At 72.9% G+C, this 18,281-nt stretch carries 13 protein-coding genes; 8 read left to right on the top strand and 5 right to left on the bottom strand.

Translation table 11 applies throughout. The features are described 5' to 3' along the window. Positions 1 to 202: 202 nt before the first annotated feature. Positions 203 to 862, top strand: a complete 660-nt coding sequence (locus ACFYQQ_RS06150; protein ID WP_388903688.1) for an NADPH-dependent FMN reductase — start codon at positions 203 to 205, stop codon at positions 860 to 862. Positions 863 to 971: 109 nt separating this feature from the next. Here the strand turns inward: ACFYQQ_RS06150 and ACFYQQ_RS06145 are convergent, their stop codons facing one another. After that, positions 972 to 2,618, bottom strand: coding sequence for a M4 family metallopeptidase (locus ACFYQQ_RS06145; RefSeq protein WP_388903686.1), 1,647 nt, complete (start codon positions 2,616 to 2,618; stop codon positions 972 to 974). A gap of 173 nt (positions 2,619 to 2,791) precedes the next feature. Between ACFYQQ_RS06145 and cutA the strand changes: the two genes are divergently transcribed. Both cutA and ACFYQQ_RS06135 read left to right on the top strand, forming a co-directional pair. Next, positions 2,792 to 3,124 (top strand): divalent-cation tolerance protein CutA, encoded by a 333-nt coding sequence (gene cutA, locus ACFYQQ_RS06140; protein WP_355788132.1) that lies wholly within the window; start codon positions 2,792 to 2,794, stop codon positions 3,122 to 3,124. Beyond that, entirely contained in the window at positions 3,121 to 3,546 is a 426-nt protein-coding gene (locus ACFYQQ_RS06135) for a gamma-glutamylcyclotransferase family protein (RefSeq protein ID WP_355788134.1), read from the top strand. Before cutA ends, ACFYQQ_RS06135 begins: the two co-directional genes overlap by 4 nt. Before the next feature lie 16 nt (positions 3,547 to 3,562). Here ACFYQQ_RS06135 and ACFYQQ_RS06130 read toward each other — a convergent pair whose 3' ends face one another. After that, positions 3,563 to 5,722, bottom strand: coding sequence for a molybdopterin oxidoreductase family protein (locus ACFYQQ_RS06130; RefSeq protein ID WP_355788137.1), 2,160 nt, complete (start codon positions 5,720 to 5,722; stop codon positions 3,563 to 3,565). Between the two features lie 553 nt (positions 5,723 to 6,275). Beyond that, positions 6,276 to 7,013 carry an ElyC/SanA/YdcF family protein gene (locus ACFYQQ_RS06125; RefSeq protein ID WP_356168417.1) on the bottom strand — a complete coding sequence of 246 codons (738 nt, stop codon included), beginning with the start codon at positions 7,011 to 7,013 and terminating at the stop codon, positions 6,276 to 6,278. Positions 7,014 to 7,237: 224 nt separating this feature from the next. Between ACFYQQ_RS06125 and ACFYQQ_RS06120 the strand changes: the two genes are divergently transcribed. The 5 genes from ACFYQQ_RS06120 to ACFYQQ_RS06100 all read left to right on the top strand — a co-directional run bounded on the left by ACFYQQ_RS06120 (position 7,238) and on the right by ACFYQQ_RS06100 (position 14,420). After that, positions 7,238 to 8,143 (top strand): sirohydrochlorin chelatase, encoded by a 906-nt coding sequence (locus ACFYQQ_RS06120; protein WP_356168415.1) that lies wholly within the window; start codon positions 7,238 to 7,240, stop codon positions 8,141 to 8,143. Positions 8,144 to 8,213: 70 nt separating this feature from the next. Then, complete coding sequence (locus ACFYQQ_RS06115; RefSeq protein WP_356168412.1) at positions 8,214 to 9,581, top strand: deoxyguanosinetriphosphate triphosphohydrolase; 1,368 nt, start codon at positions 8,214 to 8,216, stop codon at positions 9,579 to 9,581. 93 nt (positions 9,582 to 9,674) lie between these two features. After that, positions 9,675 to 10,940 carry an FAD-dependent oxidoreductase gene (locus ACFYQQ_RS06110; protein WP_355786975.1) on the top strand — a complete coding sequence of 422 codons (1,266 nt, stop codon included), beginning with the start codon at positions 9,675 to 9,677 and terminating at the stop codon, positions 10,938 to 10,940. A 46-nt stretch (positions 10,941 to 10,986) separates the two neighbouring features. Next, positions 10,987 to 12,900 carry a DNA primase gene (gene dnaG / locus ACFYQQ_RS06105; RefSeq protein ID WP_355786972.1) on the top strand — a complete coding sequence of 638 codons (1,914 nt, stop codon included), beginning with the start codon at positions 10,987 to 10,989 and terminating at the stop codon, positions 12,898 to 12,900. Positions 12,901 to 13,100: 200 nt separating this feature from the next. Continuing rightward, positions 13,101 to 14,420: an RNA polymerase sigma factor gene (locus ACFYQQ_RS06100; RefSeq protein ID WP_356168409.1), complete on the top strand. Its 1,320-nt coding sequence runs from the start codon at positions 13,101 to 13,103 to the stop codon at positions 14,418 to 14,420. A 73-nt stretch (positions 14,421 to 14,493) separates the two neighbouring features. Here the strand turns inward: ACFYQQ_RS06100 and ACFYQQ_RS06095 are convergent, their stop codons facing one another. Together ACFYQQ_RS06095 and ACFYQQ_RS06090 are read right to left on the bottom strand one after the other, a co-directional pair. Further along, a complete protein-coding gene (locus tag ACFYQQ_RS06095; RefSeq protein ID WP_355785446.1) occupies positions 14,494 to 16,422 on the bottom strand; it encodes an ABC transporter ATP-binding protein in 1,929 nt (642 codons plus the stop codon). Then, positions 16,422 to 18,155, bottom strand: a complete 1,734-nt coding sequence (locus ACFYQQ_RS06090) for an ABC transporter ATP-binding protein (protein WP_355785444.1) — start codon at positions 18,153 to 18,155, stop codon at positions 16,422 to 16,424. The genes ACFYQQ_RS06095 and ACFYQQ_RS06090 overlap by 1 nt, the downstream gene beginning before the upstream one ends. Between the last annotated feature and the right edge of the window lie 126 nt (positions 18,156 to 18,281).

The raw sequence follows: 18,281 nt of genomic DNA, 5'->3' as shown, positions 1-18,281 counted from the left end.
CGCGGCCGCACGACCGTCGCCGCCTGCGACCGGTCCGCGGGCGCGACGGACCGCCGGGCCCCCGAGGCCGGCGCCCGTACGCGGAACGACGACCGGCCGTCGCCCATGCGGGCACGACGGACGGCGACCGGCCACGGTTCCGCATCCGTGCGACGCGCGGCGGCTTGACCTCAAGCGAACTTGAGGGACGAGCCTGTGACGCATGAAGACCAGCGCCGGCGTCCCGGCCGTATCCGACAGCCACTCAGCACCCGACGACTCGGCCCGCTCGTCCGGGCGGGCCCGTACACAGGTCCCGGTGCGCGTCGTCGTCATCGTCGCCAGCAACCGGGAGGGCCGCTTCGGCCCGGTCGTCGCCAGGTGGCTGCTGTCCCAACTGGAGGCGCGCGAGGACCTGCGGGCCGAGGTCGTCGACCTGGCCGAGGTCCGGCTGCCCACCACCCTGTCGCCGTCCCCGGAGGCGGAGGCCGCCCTCGGCCGGGTCACCCCCGCCCTGGCCGCCGCCGACGCCTTCGTCGTCCTCACCCCCGAGTACAACCACTCCTACCCCGCGCCGCTGAAGAACCTCATCGACTGGCACTACACCGAATGGCGCGCCAAGCCCGTGGGGTTCGTCTCCTACGGCGGTGTGTCCGGAGGGCTGCGGGCGGTCGAGCATCTGCGCCAGGTCTTCGCCGAACTGCACGCCGTGACCGTCCGGGACACCGTCTCCTTCCACGGGGCGGGCGCGGCGTTCGATGAGAACGGCGACCCGCGCGACCCCACGGCCCCGGCCGCGGCGGCGCGGCTGATGTCCGACCGGCTGGTGTGGTGGGCGAGGGCCCTGCGGGAGGCCAAGGAGCTGCGCCCGTACGAGGGTTGAGCGACGCGACCGAGGCAGCCGGGGCCGCGCGGTCACGGCCGCCGGCTGCCGGGGTGACGGCCGCTCCCGGTGGGGGCGGGGACGGCCGTCACCCGGTCCGGTGCGGGACTCAGCCCACGGCCACGGCACCCCAGGCCGCGGCCACCGCGGCGTACTCCGCGCTGCCGGCGCCGTACAGGTCCCGCGCCGCGTTCAGCGTCGCCGTCCGCGCGCCCGCGTAGTTCGTCGAGGACGTCATGTACACCGTGAGGGCGCGGTACCAGACGGCTCCGAGCTTGTCCCGGCCGATGCCCTCCAGGGACGCGCCGTTGCACGTGGTGCCGTTGTGCTGGACACCGCCGATCACCTTGGCCCCGCTGCCCTCGGCGAGCAGGTAGGCGAAGTGGTTGGCGACCCCGGACGAGTAGTGCACGTCGAGGTTGCCGACCGAGGAGCTCCAGCAGTCGGCGGACTTGCCGTCCTTGGAGGGCTGGTCCATGTAGCGCAGGGCGGGCTTGCCGAAGCCGGGGCGGACGATCTCCTCGCCGATGAGGTAGTCGCCGGGGTCGGCGCCGTTGGCGGCGGAGAACTCCACCAGGGTGCCGAAGATGTCGGAGGTGGCTTCGTTCAGGCCGCCGGACTCGCCGGAGTACGTCAGCTTCGCCGTCTTCGACGTCACGCCGTGCGACATCTCGTGCCCCGCGACGTCGAGGGAGACGAGCGGACCGAAGGTCGTCCCGTCACCGTCGCCGTACGTCATGCAGAAGCAACTGTCGTCCCAGAAGGCGTTGTTGTACTTGCTGCCGTAGTGCACGCGGTTGTACGAGCCCTTGCCGTCCCCCGCGATGCCGGTGCGGCCGTGGACGTTCTTGTAGTAGTCCCAGGTCGTGTCCGTGCCGTACTGGGCGTCGACGGCGGCACTCGCGCGGTCCGACGTCGTGCCGTTGCCCCAGTGGTTGTCGGCGTCGGTGAAGAGCGTGGCGGGTGCCCGGCTGAAGCAGATGCCGAGGATGCACAGGTCGGTCTTGTTCGCGGCGTCGCCGGTGTACGTGTTCCCTCGGGTCGGGTCCTTGAGCTGGTACGCCGATCCGGACGCCGTGGTCTCCAGCGCGACGGTGCCGCCGTAGAGGGACTGCCCGTCGCCGGTCGCCGTCTCGATGCTGTCCCACGCGTCGATCTGCCCGCCCGTGCGGGCGTCGGTCAGCACCGTGCGCGCGACCGGGTTGCCCAGCGAGTCCTGGCCGGCGACGTCGGTGCGCCAGGCCAGCCGGGGAGCGCCGTGCAGGGCGTCGACGACCAGCCGCGGCCTGGCCTTCACCTTGCGCAGCGTCTCGTCCGGGTTCGCGGCCCGCAGCGCGGCGTGCGCGAGGTCGGCGGCCCTCGGGGCGGAGAGCCGCGGTGTGACGCCGGGGAGCGAGACGGTGCGGGTGGTGGCGCGGTCGGCGCCGCGGTAGGCGCCGTTCCTCGCGAGGTGGACCACGAAGTCGCCGCCGAGGACGGGCAGTCCGCGGTAGGTGCGGTCGTAGCGCACGTGCCGGGCGCCGTCCGCGTCGACGACGACGTCGCTGACGTGGGTGTCCTCGGCGGAGGTCAGCCCGAGCCGTCCGGCCTCCCGCGCGAGGGCCGTCGCGGCCTGGGCGATCGCGGTGTCGCGGTCGGGCCGGCCGGCCGCGCCGGCGGTGGGGGTGAGCGCGGCGGCCAGCAGTCCGGTGGCGACGGTGGCTATGCCGGCGGCGGCGAGGCGGGAACCTCGGATGTGCCGTGTCGTCCGACTCATCGGTCTCCTCAGGAAGGCGCCCGGGGGCGTGGGGGTGGCGCGGAGTGCCTCAGATTTAAGGGGCCATGACATGTCATGTCCATAGCGACGACAGGGGGATGTGTGTGGGTGTGTGTGGAGCGAGAATCGTTTCTGCGAAGGCGTGCGCGAGGGCTCGAACGAGGAGAACGATCATGGCCACGGCCGACTGGCTGACCGTCCTGACCACGACGGACGCCCCCGGGAAGGCGCAGGCGCTCGCCCGGGGCGCGGTGGAGGCCCGGGTCGCGGCCTGCGCGCAGATCTCCGGACCCGTCACCTCCGTCTACCGCTGGAACGGTGAGGTGGAGACGGCCGAGGAGTGGCAGGTGCTGTTCAAGACGACCGGCGCCCGGTACGACGCGCTGGAGGCCCACCTGCGCGCCGCGCACGACTACGACACGCCCGAGATCATCGCGACGCCCGTCGTACGGGGGAGCGCGGACTACCTGCGGTGGGTGGCACGGGAGACGGGGACGGACGCGTGACGGGGGAGCCGCTGCCCTTCTTCGTCTACGGCACCCTGCGCCCCGGCGAGCACAACCACGACCTGTTCCTGCGGGGGCGCACCCGTTCCGAGGAGTCCGGCCGGCTGCGGGGCGCGGCGCTGTACGACGGCCCCGGCTACCCGTACGTGGTCCGGGACCCGGGTCGCGTGGTGCGCGGGGAACTGGTCACCGCGCTGCCCGGGGCGTACGGCGGACTCCTCGCGGAACTGGACCGGCTGGAGGAGTACGCGTACGCGCCCGGCGACCCCCGCAACCTGTACGAGCGGGTCGCCTGGGACGTGTCACGGGAGGCCGGCGCACCCGTGCGGGCCTGGGTCTACGTGGCCGCGCCCGCCGTCGCCGCCCGGCTGCGGGCCCACGGCACCCTCATCGAGGACGGCGACTGGCACACCCGCCGCTGACACCGCGGGGCGCCCGTCAGCCCCGGTCGACCGTCTCCAGCCGTACGGCGCACGCCTTGAACTCCGGCATGCGCGACGTCGGGTCGAGCGCCGGGTTGGTCAGGGTGTTGGCGCGGCCCTCGCCCGCCCAGTGGAACGGCATGAAGACGGTGTCGGGCCGGATGGAGGTGGTGACGCGGGCCGGCGCGACGGCCCGCCCCCGCCGCGACACGACGGCCACCGGGTCACCGTCCGCCGCCCCGAGCCGCTCGGCGAGCCGCGGGTGCATCTCCACGAACGGGCCCGGTGCGGCGGCGTTCAGCTCGTCGACACGCCGGGTCTGGGCGCCCGACTGGTACTGCGCGACGACCCGCCCGGTGGTGAGCAGCACCGGGTACTCGGCGTCCGGCTCCTCGGCGACCGCGCGGTGCGACACGGCCACGAAACGCGCCCGCCCGTCCTCGGTGGCGAACCGGTCGAGGAAGAGCCGCGGGGTCCCGGGATGCGCCCCGCCGACGGCCTCGGCGCCCTCGCCGGGCGGGTCGTCCGGCAGCGCGTCGAACGCCGCGTCCTCGCAGTCCTGTACGGCCTCCTGGGCGGGGCAGGGCCAGAACACCCCGTTCTCCTCGGCCAGCCGCCGGTAGGTGATCCCCGAGTAGTCCGCGGGTCCGCCCGCGCTCGCCCGGCGCAGCTCCTCGAAGACCTCCTCCGGGTCCGTCGGGAACCCCTTCTCCACGCCCAGCCGGTCGGCCAGTTCGTGCAGGACGTCGAGGTCGCTGCGGATGCCGTCGGGCGGGGTGACGGCCCGGCGCCTGAGCAGGACCCTGCCCTCCAGGTTCGTCGTCGTGCCCGTCTCCTCCGCCCACTGGGTGACCGGCAGGACCACGTCGGCCAGCGCCGCCGTCTCGGACAGGACGACGTCCGCGACGGCCAGGAAGTCCAGCGATCGCAGGCGCCCCTCGATGTGCGCGGCGCGCGGCGCGGAGACCACCGGGTTCGAGCCCATCAGCAGCAGGGAGCGGATGTCGGTGCCCATCGCGTCGAGCAGCTCGTAGGCGCTGCGCCCGGGCCCCGGCAGCGAGTCCGGGTCCACGCCCCACACCTCGGCCACGTGCCGCCGGGCCGCGGGGTCCGTCAGCTTGCGGTAGCCCGGCAACTGGTCGGCCTTCTGGCCGTGTTCGCGGCCGCCCTGTCCGTTGCCCTGGCCCGTGAGGCAGCCGTAGCCGGACAGAGGCCGCCCCGCCCGGCCGGTCGCCAGGCACAGGTTGATCCACGCGCCCACCGTGTCGGTGCCCTTGGACTGCTGCTCGGGCCCCCGCGCGGTGAGCACCATCGCCGACGAGGGCTCGCAGAACATCCGCACCGTCTCCCGGAGCTGGGGAACGGACACCCCCGTGATCCGTTCCACGTACTCCGGCCAGTGCGCCATCGCCGCGGCCCGCGCCTCCTCCCAGCCGCTCGTCCGCTCCCGGATGTACTCCTCGTCGGTGCGCCCCTCGGCGACCACCAGGTGCAGCAGCCCGAGGGCCAGCGCCAGGTCCGTGCCCGGGCGCGGCGCGAGATGCAGGTCCGCCTGCTCCGCCGTGCGGGTGCGGCGCGGGTCGATGACGATCAGCGTGCCGCCGTTCTCCTTCAGCTCCGTGAGGTAGCGCAGCGCGGGCGGCATCGTCTCGGCGAGGTTCGAGCCGACGAGGATCACGCAGCCCGTCCGCGGGATGTCCTCCAGCGGGAAGGGCAGCCCCCGGTCCAGGCCGAACGCCTTGATCCCGCCGGCCGCCGCGGACGACATGCAGAACCGCCCGTTGTAGTCGATCTGCGAGGTGCCGAGGACCACGCGCGCGAACTTGCCGAGCGCGTACGCCTTCTCGTTCGTCAGGCCGCCGCCGCCGAAGACCCCGCACGCGTCCGGGCCATGCTCCGTACGCGTGCGGGACAGCCCCTCGGCGATCCGGTCGAGGGCCTCGTCCCAGGTGGCGGGCTCCAGGACGCCCGCCCTGCGGACCAGCGGGGAGGTCAGCCGCACCCGGGACGAGAGCAGGGCGGGCGCGGTACGGCCCTTGCCGCACAGGGCACCCCGGTTCACCGGGAAGTCCGCGCGCTCCGTCACGGTGACGCCCCCGTCGGACGTGGGCGTCAGGTTCATCCCGCACTGCAGGGCGCAGTACGGGCAGTGGGTGGGCGTCGCGGAGGTCTGCATACCGCCCAGGGTGCGGGGGCCGTGTTACGCGGTGGGGCGTTGGCCGTTACGCCCCCGGCACGGGGACCTCCCGGTGGGGTGGACGTCGCCGTGAGGGGCGCCGTCCCGACCCGGGGGCGAGCCCCCGGCCCCCCGATCGCGCTCCGCGCTCGTCCTCAATCGCCGGACGGGCTGAAATTTCCGGCGCCGAGCGTTTGTCCGTGCACGCCGGACGGGCTGGTTGGTCGGCCTCTGCCCGTGCCTGGGGCTTCGCCCGGGTGCTGTCGGGTCGCGCTGCGCGCTGGTCCTCAATCGCCGGACGGGCTGAAATTTCTGGCGCCGAGCGTTTGTCCGTGCGCGCCGGACGGGCTGGAATTCCCCGCGCCCATGGGACCGATACTCCTGGCCCCTGCCGCCTGCGCCATGGTGACTTCGGTGGCGTTGGTCGTCTGAGTCCACGGGGGAAAATTCCAGCCCCTCCGGCGTCTGAGGAGCGGGGTCCGGGGCGGAGCCCCGTGGGGGTCGGGGAGGAGGCTTCGGCCGGGGAGCCCCGGGTGGGGGGAGTCGCGCGGAGTCACCGGGACGGTGTGCGCAGGGCCCGGTCCACTCCCGGCTCGCGGGGGCCCAGGAAGCGGGGGTCGGGTTCGAACACGGCGTCCCACGCGGCCTTGCCCGCCGCGAGGACCTCGCGCGTACCGCCGTAGTACCAGGTCACGTCGTGCACGGCGTCGACCCCGACGCCGTAGGACCGCACCCCGGCCGCCTCGCACAGGGCGACCGCCCGCCGGATGTGGAACCCCTGGCTGATCAGCACGGCCCGGTCGACCCCGAAGATCTTCTTCGCCCGCACGCAGGAGTCCCAGGTGTCGAACCCGGCGTAGTCGCTGACGATGCGCCGGCCGGGCACCCCGCGCTCGGTCAGATAGGCGCGCATGGCGTCGGGCTCGTCGTAGTCCTTCCGGCTGTTGTCCCCGGTGACGAGCACGACCTTCACCCGCCCCGCCCGGTACAGCTCCGCCGCCGCGTCCAGCCGGTGCGCGAGGTACGGGGAGGGCTCACCGCCCCAGAGGCCGGCGCCGAACACCACCGCGACCTCGGTCCGCGGCACGTCCGCGGTCGTCCGCAGCCGGTCACCCGTCGTCACGTACATCCAGGTCGCGGGCGACAGCGCCAGCACGCACAGCAGCATGACGGCCTGCACGGCCCGCCGCTGCCCCTGGCGGGTGCGCGGCAGGGAGGGCCGGCGCAGACGCACCGCGGGCAGCCAAGAACGCGGTGACGGTCTGCGGATGCTCGGGCGCGGCAGGCGCATGTTCGGTGTCCCCCAGGTGACGTCGGCCCTCGGCACAGGGAGACGCGGCGAACGGGAGTACGGTTCAGGAAAGGACCGTGACAGGGCTCACCCCGAGTCCCGGACCGCGGCCGACAGAGGCCCGGCGAGCCCTCACACCCCCGGGTGCCTCGCGGTGAACCGCCGGAAAACACCCGTGACGCCCGCGCAACGGCGTGGCAACGTCCCCCCGCCAGGATCGGTCCATGACGGCGTCGACACCAGCACACGACGAGTCCCAGAACCGCCCCGGCGGCCGGCCGCCGGGCGGCGCCCACCTCGACAGTACGGCGCAACTCATGAACCGGATCACCAGCCAGCTCGGCAGCCAGCTCCGCCTCGTCTCGCCCGGCGGCGCGCGCCGCCCGGCGCCGCCCGCGCTCGTCATGGTGGCCCACGGCAGCCGCGACCCGCGCGCCCTCGACACCGTGCGGACCCTGGCCGAGAGGGTCCGTGAGCTGCGCCCCCACCTTTCCGTGCGCCTCGGCCACATCGAGCTCAACGAACCGCTGCTGCCCGACACGCTCGCCTCCCTGGACACCGGCGAGGCCGTCCTCGTACCGCTGCTCCTGAGCCGCGGCTACCACGTCAAGCAGGACATCCCCCAGGCCGCGGCGGCCGTCCCGGAGCTGGACTGCCGGGTCGCCGCCCCGCTCGGCCCGCACCCGCTACTCGTCGAGACGCTGTACGCGCGGCTCGTCGAGGCGGGCTGGCGGACCCGCATGAGCGAGGCGACCCGCCGCGCCAGTGGCGTCGTCCTCGCCGCGGCCGGCTCCCGCGACCCCGACGCGGCCGTCGACACGCGCCGCACCGCCCGGCTGCTCGCCGAGCGGCTCGGCGTCCCGGTCGTGCCCGCCTACGCCTCCGCCGCCGCGCCCACCGTGCCCGCCGCGGTGCGCGCCCTCGCCGCCCGGGGCCGCCACCGGGTCGCCGTCGCCTCCTACTTCACCGCCCCCGGCCGCTTCGCCACCGAGTGCGCCGCGGCCGCCCCCTGGATCGCCGCCGCCCCGCTCGGCGCCCACCCGGCGATGGCCCGTCTCGTCCTGCACCGCTACGACCGGGCCCTCGCGGCCCCCGGGTCCGCCGCAGCACGCACCCTGGCCTCGGCCTGAACCCGGCGGGCGCGCGTGCCGGACCCGGCCGCACCGGGGTGATCCGGACGACAGGGCCTAGGGTCGGGGCATGGAAGGCACCGCACCGAAGACCTCGTCCGAGACCGAGAGCACCCCGCGCCGGGTCCGCGAGGACCGGTCCGCGCGCGGCGAGTACGACGAAGCGGCCGTCGAGCGCTGGGCCGTCGAGCCCGACAAGCGTCCCGGCCGCACCGCCTTCCAGCGCGATCGCGCGCGCGTGCTGCACTCCGCGGCGCTGCGCCGGCTCGCCGGCAAGACCCAGGTCGTCACGCCCGGCACCCGCACCCGGGCCTGGGACGCCAGCCCCCGCACCCGGCTGACCCACTCCCTGGAGTGCGCCCAGGTCGGCCGCGAGCTCGGCGCCGCCCTCGGCTGCGACCCCGACCTGGTCGAGGCGGCCTGCCTCTCGCACGACCTCGGCCACCCGCCCTTCGGGCACAACGGCGAACAGGCCCTCAACGAGTTCGCGCGGGACTGCGGCGGCTTCGAGGGCAACGCGCAGTCGCTGCGGCTGCTCACCCGCATCGAGCCCAAGCGCTTCGTCCGCAGCGAGGAGAGCGGCGAACTGGTCAGCGTCGGCCTCAACCTCACCCGGGCCGCCCTCGACGCCGCGACCAAGTACCCCTGGCCGCGCGGCGGCCACCCCACCGCCCCCGGGTCCCCGAAGTTCGGGGTCTACGAGGACGACCGGCCGGTCTTCGACTGGGTCCGCAAGGGCGCCCCCGGGACGCGTATCTGCTTCGAGGCCCAGGTCATGGACTGGTCCGACGACGTGGCGTACTCGGTGCACGACGTCGAGGACGGGCTGCACGCCGGGCACATCGACCCCAACTGCCTGCACGCCGAACCGGAACGGGACGCGGTCTTCGCGGTCGCCGTCGCACGGTACGTGCCCGCCGGCACCGACCCCGCCGAGCTGGCCGCCGCCCTCGACCGCCTCCTCGACCAGGAGTGGTGGCCGCACGGCTACGACGGCTCGGCGGTCGCCCAGGCCCGGCTGAAGGACGCCACCAGCCAGCTCATCGGCCGTTTCTGCCTGGCCGCCGAGGCCGCCACCCGCGAGCGGTACGGCACCGGACGCCTCACCCGGTACACGGCGGAACTGGTCGTCCCGTGGGAGACCCGCCTGGAGTGCGCCGTCCTCAAGGCGGTCGCCGACCGGTACGTCATGCAGCGCGCCGAGCAGGAGATCCTCCGCGCCGACCAGCGGATCGTCGTCGCCGAGCTGGCCGAGGCGCTCACCGCCCGCGCCCCCGACGGGCTGGAGCCGCAGTTCCGCGCCCAGTTCGACGCGGCTCCCGACGACCGTGCCCGCAAGCGGGTCGTGGTCGACCAGATCGCCTCGCTCACGGACGCCTCGGCACGTTCCCTGCACCTCGGGCTCACCACGCGCCCCGGCGGAGGCGGCGCGGTGTGACCCCGCGTGGCCTGATCGGGCCACTCCCTCTTCCCGCACCACGCCGCGTGCGGGACGCTCGCATGTGGCGACATCCTTACGAGGAGGCATCAAGTGGTCGACGCGGATCAGACATTCGTCATCGTCGGAGGAGGTCTGGCCGGCGCGAAGGCGGCCGAGACGCTCCGCGCGGAGGGGTTCACCGGCCGGGTGATACTGATCTGTGACGAGCGCGACCACCCCTACGAGCGGCCGCCCCTGTCCAAGGGGTACCTGCTCGGCAAGGAGGAGCGCGACAGCGTCTTCGTCCACGAACCCGGCTGGTACGCGCAGAACGACATCGAGCTGCACCTCGGCCAGACCGTCGACGCCATCGACCGGATCGCGAAGACCGTCCGGTTCGGCGACGACGGCACCCTCGTGCACTACGACAAGCTGCTCCTCGCCACCGGTGCCGAGCCCCGCAGGCTGGACATCCCCGGGACCGACCTGGCGGGCGTCCACCACCTGCGCCGCCTCGCCCACGCCGAGCGACTGAAGGGCGTCCTGGCCGCCCTCGGCCGCGACAACGGTCACATCGTCATCGCGGGCGCCGGCTGGATCGGCCTGGAGGTCGCCGCCGCGGCCCGGGAGTACGGCGCCGAGGTCACCGTCGTGGAACCCGAGCCGACCCCGCTGCACGGCGTCCTCGGCCCCGAGCTCGGCCAGCTCTTCGCCGAGCTGCACCGCGAGCACGGCGTCCGCTTCCACTTCGGCGCCCGCCTCACCGAGATCGCCGGGCAGGACGGCATGGTGCTCGCCGCCCGCACCGACGACGGCGAGGAGCACCCCGCGCACGACGTGCTCGCCGCGATCGGCGCCGCCCCGCGCACCGGCCTCGCCGAGACGGCGGGCCTCACCCTGGCCGACCGCGCGCACGGCGGCGGCATCGCGGTCGACGAGCGGCTGCGCACCTCCGACCCGGACATCTACGCGGCCGGCGACGTGGCCTCCTTCCACCACACCCTCTTCGACGCCCGGCTGCGCGTGGAGCACTGGGCGAACGCCCTCAACGGCGGACCGGCCGCCGCGCGCGCGATGCTGGGCCGCGAGACGACGTACGACCGCGTGCCCTACTTCTTCTCCGACCAGTACGACGTCGGGCTGGAGTACTCCGGCTGGGCGCCGCCGGGGACCTACGACCAGGTGGTCATCCGCGGCGACGCGGGCAAGCGGCAGTTCGTGGCCTTCTGGGTCAAGGACGAACGGGTGCTGGCCGGCATGAACGTGAATGTGTGGGACGTCACGGATCCCATCCAGTCCCTGATCCGATCCCGGGCCCGCGTGGACACCGAGGCCCTCGCCGACCCGCACGTCCCACTGGAGACCCTCGTACCGTGACCTGCCGCGGCGCCCGGCTGTCACACCGTCCCCGTAGAATTCACGCGTGGCAGGACGGATCAACGACGAGGACGTGAAGGCTGTTCGGGACGCGGTCTCGATCGACGCCGTGGTGTCCGAGTACCTCCAGCTGCGCAACGCGGGCGGCGGCAACCTGAAAGGGCTCTGCCCGTTCCACGACGAGAAGTCGCCGTCCTTCCAGGTCAGCCCGAGCAAAGGGCTCTTCCACTGCTTCGGCTGCCAGGAGGGCGGCGACACCATCACGTTCGTGATGAAGGTCGACCACCTCACCTTCTCGGAGGCCGTCGAGCGCCTGGCCGGCCAGGCGGGCATCACCCTGCGGTACGAGGAGGGCGGGTACAACCCCTCCCACCAGCGGGGGGAGCGCATCCGGCTGGTCGAGGCGCACAAGGCGGCCGCCCAGTTCTACGTGGAGCAGCTCGACACCAGCCCCGAGGCCGACGCGGGCCGCAAGTTCCTCGCCGAGCGCGGCTTCGACCAGGCCGCCGCGGCCCACTTCGGCGTCGGCTACAGCCCCCAGGGCTGGGACCACCTCACCCGCCACCTGCGCGGCAAGGGCTTCACGGACAAGGAGCTGGTCCTCTCCGGCCTCTCCCAGGACGGCCGCCGCGGCCCCATCGACCGCTTCCGGGGCCGCCTGATGTGGCCCATCCGCGACATCGGGGGCGAGGTCGTGGGCTTCGGCGCCCGCAAGCTCTACGACTCCGACAACGGCCCGAAGTACCTCAACACGCCCGACACCGCGATCTACCGCAAGTCGCAGGTCCTCTACGGCATCGACCTCGCCAAGAAGGAGATCGCCAAGACCAGCCGCGCGGTAGTGGTCGAGGGCTACACGGACGTCATGGCCTGCCACCTGGCCGGTATCACCACCGCCATCGCCACCTGCGGCACCGCCTTCGGCACCGACCACATCAAGATCCTCCGCCGGCTCCTCATGGACAACGGCTCGGCGCGCGTGATCTTCACCTTCGACGGCGACGCGGCGGGCCAGAAGGCCGCCCTGCGCGCCTTCGAGGACGACCAGAAGTTCGCCGCCGAGACGTACATCGCGGTGGCCCCCGACGGCATGGACCCCTGCGACCTGCGGCTCGCCAAGGGCGACGAGGCCGTCGCCGACCTGGTGGAGCCCCGCACCCCGCTCTTCGAGTTCGCGCTGCGCCAGATCGTCCTGCGCTACGACCTGGAGACCCCCGCCGGCCGCGCCGCCGCCCTGGACGAGGCGGCGCCCGTCGTCGCCCGCATCAAGAACAGCGGCGCCCAGCACGAGGTCGCCGTGCAGCTCGCGGGCATGCTGGGCATCCTCGACACGCAGTTCGTCGTCAAGCGGGTGGCGCAGCTGGCCCGTTGGGCCCGCGACCGCGGCGGCAAGGGCCCCGCGCCCGAGCGGCAGCGGCCCCAGCAGGCGTACGGGGCGGCTCAGCGACCGGGCGGCGCGGCCCCCGGCGGCCCCGCGCTCAACCTGCGCAACCCGGTCTTCGCCACCGAGCGCGAGCTGCTCAAACTGGCCCTCCAGCGGCCCGAGTTGGTCTCCCCGGCCTTCGACGCCTACGGCATCGACGAGTTCACCGCCGCGCCGTACGCGGCGGTCCGCCAGGCGATCATGGACGCGGGCGGCGCGGAGTACGGCGTCCAGGACCCCCAGGAGTACCTGGTCCGGGTCCGTGACGCCGCCCCGGACGACGTGGTGCGCGCCATGGTCACGGAACTCGCCGTCGAGGCCATCATGCGCAGGACCGTCGACGAGGCCTACGCGGGCGACCAGTTGGTCATGGTCCGCAGACGGGCCGTGGACCGGCGCATCCAGCAGGTGCAGGGTTCGCTGGCCCGCGCGAGCGCCCAGGGCGACCCGGCGAGGCTGGCCGCCGTGCAGAACGAACTGTGGGTGCTCCAGCAGTACGGGCAGGCGCTGCGCGAACGGGGCGCGTCGGCCCTCTGACCTCCCGGCCGGGCCCGGCGCCTCCGGCGCACTCCGGCACGCGCCGGTGAACGGCCCCCGGTTCGCCTGTTTCCGGGGGTTTCGGTTCCCTCGGGCTGCGCACTCGTGCGTCAGGGTAATCATGCGGTCACGGACCGGACGCAAAAAGTCACCGCACGCCCCTCGTGGCGGTGATGTGTCGTACTCCACACTGGGGTGCGGTGCCTGAGTCCTCGGAGCGCGGCAGACCCGTACGCGACGGGTCCCCCATCCCCGCGGTTCCGCCAAACGACTACGGGATGGACAGCGGCGAGGCCGTCGACCCCATCCCCGACGTACCGCTGCCGCATGCCTCAGCAGCGACATTCCTGGAGGTCGCCCCCGTGCAGACCCAGACCCTCACCGAGACCGACAACACCACGGACACGGACGCGGAAGACGGCGTCGTCGCGGCGGTCCCCCCGCAGAGCCGTGCCACGCACCACCCGGAGGCGCGGCCGGAGAACCCGCCCGAAGCGGACGGACCGGCCGCCGACGCCGACGAGGCGCCCGGGAGCGACGTGCCCGAGGCCGAGGCCGTGGAGGCCGAGCCCGTCGTACCGCCCCGCAGCCGCGCCGCCGACACCAGCGGCCCCTCCTCGGACCTGTTCCGCCAGTACCTGCGCGAGATCGGCCGCATCCCCCTGCTCACCGCGGCCGAGGAGGTCGAACTCGCCCGCCGTGTGGAGGCCGGCCTCTTCGCCGAGGAGAAGCTGCGGCTCGCCCGCGACCTGGACAGCCAGCTCGCCCTCGACCTCGACAGGCTGGTCGTCATGGGCCGGATGGCCAAGCGCCGGCTCATCGAGGCGAACCTGCGGCTCGTGGTCTCCGTCGCCAAGCGGTACGTCGGGCGCGGGCTGACCATGCTCGACCTGGTCCAGGAGGGCAACCTGGGCCTGATCCGGGCGGTCGAGAAGTTCGACTACGCCCGCGGCTACAAGTTCTCCACGTACGCGACCTGGTGGATCCGGCAGGCCATGTCACGGGCGCTGGCCGACCAGGCCCGCACGATCCGGGTGCCCGTCCACGTGGTCGAGCTGATCAACCGGGTCGTCCGGGTGCAGCGGCGCATGCTCCAGGAGCGCGGCTACGAGCCGACGCCCGAGGAGGTCGCCGCCCACCTGGACCTGCCCGGCGAGCGGGTCAGCGAAGTCCTGCGGCTGGCCCAGGAACCGGTCTCCCTGCACGCCCCGGTGGGCGAGGAGGACGACGTGGCCCTCGGTGACCTGATCGAGGACGGCGACGCGGCGTCCCCGGTGGAGTCCGCCGCGTTCCTGCTGCTGCGCGAGCACCTGGAGGCGGTGCTGTCCACGCTCGGGGAGCGCGAGCGCAAGGTCGTGCAGCTGCGCTACGGACTGGCCGACGGGCGTCCGCGCACGCTGGAGGAGATAGGCCGCATCTTCGGGGTGACGCGCGAGCGCATCCGCCAGATCGAGTCCAAGACCCTCAACAAGCTGCGGGACCACGCCTTCGCGGACCAGCTCCGCGGCTACCTGGACTGACAGACGGCTCCGCCCCCCTCCGGCGCGCGAAGGCGGCGGAAGGGGGCGGAATCGGCGGCAGGGTGACGGACCGTCAGTCGACCTCGGCGACCGCCTGCGCGAACTGCGCCTGGTACAGCCGCGCGTAGGCGCCGCCCGCCTCCAGCAGCTCCGTGTGCGCGCCCTGCTCCACGATGGCCCCGTTCTCCATCACCAGGATGGTGTCCGCGTCCCGGATCGTGGAGAGCCGGTGCGCGATCACGAACGACGTCCGCCCGTGGGCGAGTTTCGCCATCGCCTTCTGGATGAGCACCTCGGTGCGGGTGTCCACCGAACTCGTCGCCTCGTCGAGGACGAGGATGACCGGGTCGGACAGGAACGCCCGGGCGATCGTGATGAGCTGCTTCTCGCCCGCGCTCACCCCGGACCCCTCGTCGTCGATGACGGTGTCGTACCCCTCGGGCAGCGTCCGGACGAACCGGTCCGCGTGGGCCGCCCGCGCCGCCTCCTCGATCTCGCCCCGGGTGACCTCGCGCGTGGCGCCGTACGCGATGTTCTCCGCGATCGTCCCGCCGAACAGCCAGGTGTCCTGGAGCACCATGCCGATGGCGGCCCGCAGTTCGTCCCGGGTCATCCGCGCGATGTCGACCCCGTCGAGCGTGATCCGCCCGCCGGTGACCTCGTAGAACCGCATGAGGAGGTTCACCAGCGTCGTCTTGCCCGCTCCCGTCGGTCCGACGATCGCGACCGTGTGACCGGGCTCGACCTTCAGGGAGAGGTCCTCGATGAGCGGCTTGTCGGGCTCGTAGCGGAAGGAGACGTGCTCCAGCGCGACGCGTCCGCGCACCTCGGCGGGCCGCTCGGCTGCGACCGGGTCGGCGCCCTGCTCCTCCGCGTCGAGGAGCTCGAAGATCCGCTCGGCGGACGCCACGCCGGACTGCACCAGGTTCGCCATCGAAGCGACCTGCGTCAGCGGCATCGAGAACTGGCGCGAGTACTGGATGAACGCCTGCACGTCACCGATCGACAGGGACCCCGAGGCGACCCGCAGCCCGCCGACGACCGCCACCAGCACGTAGTTCAGGTTCGACACGAACATCATCAGTGGCTGCATGATCCCGCTGTTGAACTGCGCCTTGAACCCGGCCTCGTACAGCTTCTCGTTCTGCTCGGCGAACTGCGCCGCCGACTCCTCCTGCCGCCCGAACACCTTCACCAGCGTGTGCCCGGTGTACATCTCCTCGATGTGCGCGTTGAGCTTGCCGGTGGTGCGCCACTGCTGCACGAAGTGCGGCTGCGACCGCTTGCCCACGCGGGTGGCGACGACGAACGACAGCGGCACGGTGACCAGCGCGACCAGCGCCAGCAGCGGTGACACCCAGAACATCATCGCCAGCACGCCGACGATGGTCAGCAGGGAGTTGATGAGCTGGCCCATCGACTGCTGGAGGGTCTGCCCGATGTTGTCGATGTCGTTGGTGGCCCGGCTGAGCACCTCACCGCGCTGCCGCTGGTCGAAGTACGACAGCGGCAGCCGCGACAGCTTCGTCTGCACGTCCTCGCGCAGCCGGTACACGGTCCGGTTGACCGCCCGGTTCACCAGACGAGTCGCCACCGCCATCAGCAGGCCGGCCAGCACGAACACCACCAGCGCGAGCCCGAGCACCCTGCCGACCGCGTCGAAGTCGATGCCCTGCCCCGGCGTGAAGTCGGTGCCGGAGAGCATGTCGGCCATGCCGCCGTCACCGCGCTCGCGCATGGACTCCAGCACCTCGGCCTTGGAGGTGCCCCCGGGCAGCTCCCGCCCGATGATGCCGGCGAAGACCAGGTCGGTGGCCCGGCCCAGGATCTTCGGCCCGACCACCGACAGGCCCACGCTCATCACGACCGCGGCCAGCATCGCGTACATCGTGCCGCGCTCGGGCCGGAAGTGGGACAGCAGCCTCCTGCCCGACCCCTTGAAGTCCATCGAGCGCTGATCGGGGCCGCCCCCGGCCATCATCCGTCCCATGGGACCGGCCATCAGGCAGCCTCCGCTTCCGTCAGCTGGGAGAGCACGATCTCCCGGTAGGTCTCGTTGTCCGCCATCAGCTCGTGGTGCCGACCGGTGCCGACGACCCGGCCCTCGTCGAGCACCACGATCCGGTCGGCGTCCCGGATGGTCGACACCCGCTGGGCGACGATCACCACGGTCGCCTCCGCCGTCTCCTGGGCCAGGGCCGCCCGCAGCGCGGCGTCCGTCGCGTAGTCGAGGGCGGAGAAGGAGTCGTCGAAGAGGTAGATCTCCGGGCGCTGCACGAGCGTCCGCGCGATCGCGAGCCGCTGCCGCTGCCCGCCGGAGACGTTCGTGCCGCCCTGCGCGACGGGGGAGTCCAGACCGTTCTCCAGCCGCTCCACGAAGTCCCTGGCCTGCGCCACCTCCAGCGCGTGCCACAGTTCGTCGTCGGTCGCGTCCGGATTGCCGTACCGCAGGTTCGAGGCGACGGTGCCCGCGAACAGGTACGGCTTCTGCGGGACGAGTCCCACGGTCCTGGCGAGCAGCCTCGGGTCGAGGGTCCGTACGTCCGCGCCGTCCACCAGGACGTTCCCGTCGGTCGCGTCGAACAGCCGGGGCACGAGCCCGAGCAGCGTGGACTTGCCGCTGCCGGTGGACCCGATCACGGCGGTCACCTCGCCGGGCCGCGCCACCATGTCCACGGACCGCAGCACCGGCTCCTCGGCGCCCGGGTAGCGGAAACCGGCGCCGCGGATCTCGAGATGCCCGTGCCGCCGCAGCTCCAGGACCGGCGCCTTCGGGGGCACCACACTGCTCTCCGTCTCCAGGACGTCCTGGATGCGCTCGGCGCAGACCTCCGCGCGCGGCACCATCATGAACATGAAGGTGGCCATCATCACGGACATGACGATCTGCATCAGGTAGGCGAGGAACGCGGTCAGGTCGCCGATCTGCATCCCGCCGCTGTCGATCCGGTGCGCGCCGAACCACACCACGGCGATCGAGGACAGGTTCACCACCGTCATCACGATCGGGAACATCAGGGCCAGCAGCCGCCCGGTGCCCAGCGACACCTCGGTCAGGTCGCCGTTGGCCTTGCGGAAGCGGTCCTTCTCGTAGCCGTCCCGGACGAAGGCGCGGATCACGCGGTTGCCGGTGATCTGCTCGCGCAGCACCCGGTTCACGGTGTCCAGGCGCACCTGCATGAGCCGGAACAGCGGCCGCAGCCGGCGCACGATCAGCGTGACGCAGATGCCGAGCACGGGCACCACCGCGACGAGCACCGCGGACAGCGGCACGTCGAGTCCGAGCGCGAGGACGATGCCGCCCACACACATGATCGGTGCCGACGCCATCAGGGTGAACGCCATCAGGGCGAGCATCTGCACCTGCTGGACGTCATTGGTGGTGCGGGTGATCAGCGACGGCGCGCCGAAGTGGCCCACCTCACGCGCGGAGAACGACTGCACCCGGTCGAAGACGGCCGCCCGGATGTCCCGGCCGAGCGCCGAGGCGGTCCGGGCGCCGAAGTACACGGCGCCGATGTTGCAGACGACCTGGATCAGCGAGATGCCGATCATCAGGGCGCCGAAGGACAGGATGTAGCCCGTGTCGCCCTTCACGACACCGTTGTCGATGATGTCCGCGTTCAGCGTGGGGAGGTAGAGCGTGGCGCTGGTCTGCAGGAACTGCAGCAGCACCAGCAGGGAGATGGGCTTGCGGTACGGACTGAGGTGGGTCCGCAGAAGTCGTATGAGCACGCGGGGTCTCTCGGAGTCGTCGACGGAAGGGATCGGGTGGTGCACCACCCCCTATCGTCGGGCACTCCACCCGTGTTACCTCAACCGATTAACCCAAGAGCGGTCCAAGGACGGACGAAATCTCCG

The sequence above is a fragment of the Streptomyces sp. NPDC005496 genome, from assembly GCF_042872045.1.
In the GTDB taxonomy this organism is placed as follows: domain Bacteria; phylum Actinomycetota; class Actinomycetes; order Streptomycetales; family Streptomycetaceae; genus Streptomyces.
The sequence above is the reverse complement of the archived record's forward strand: the minus strand, read 5'-3'. Positions and strand labels throughout refer to the sequence as shown.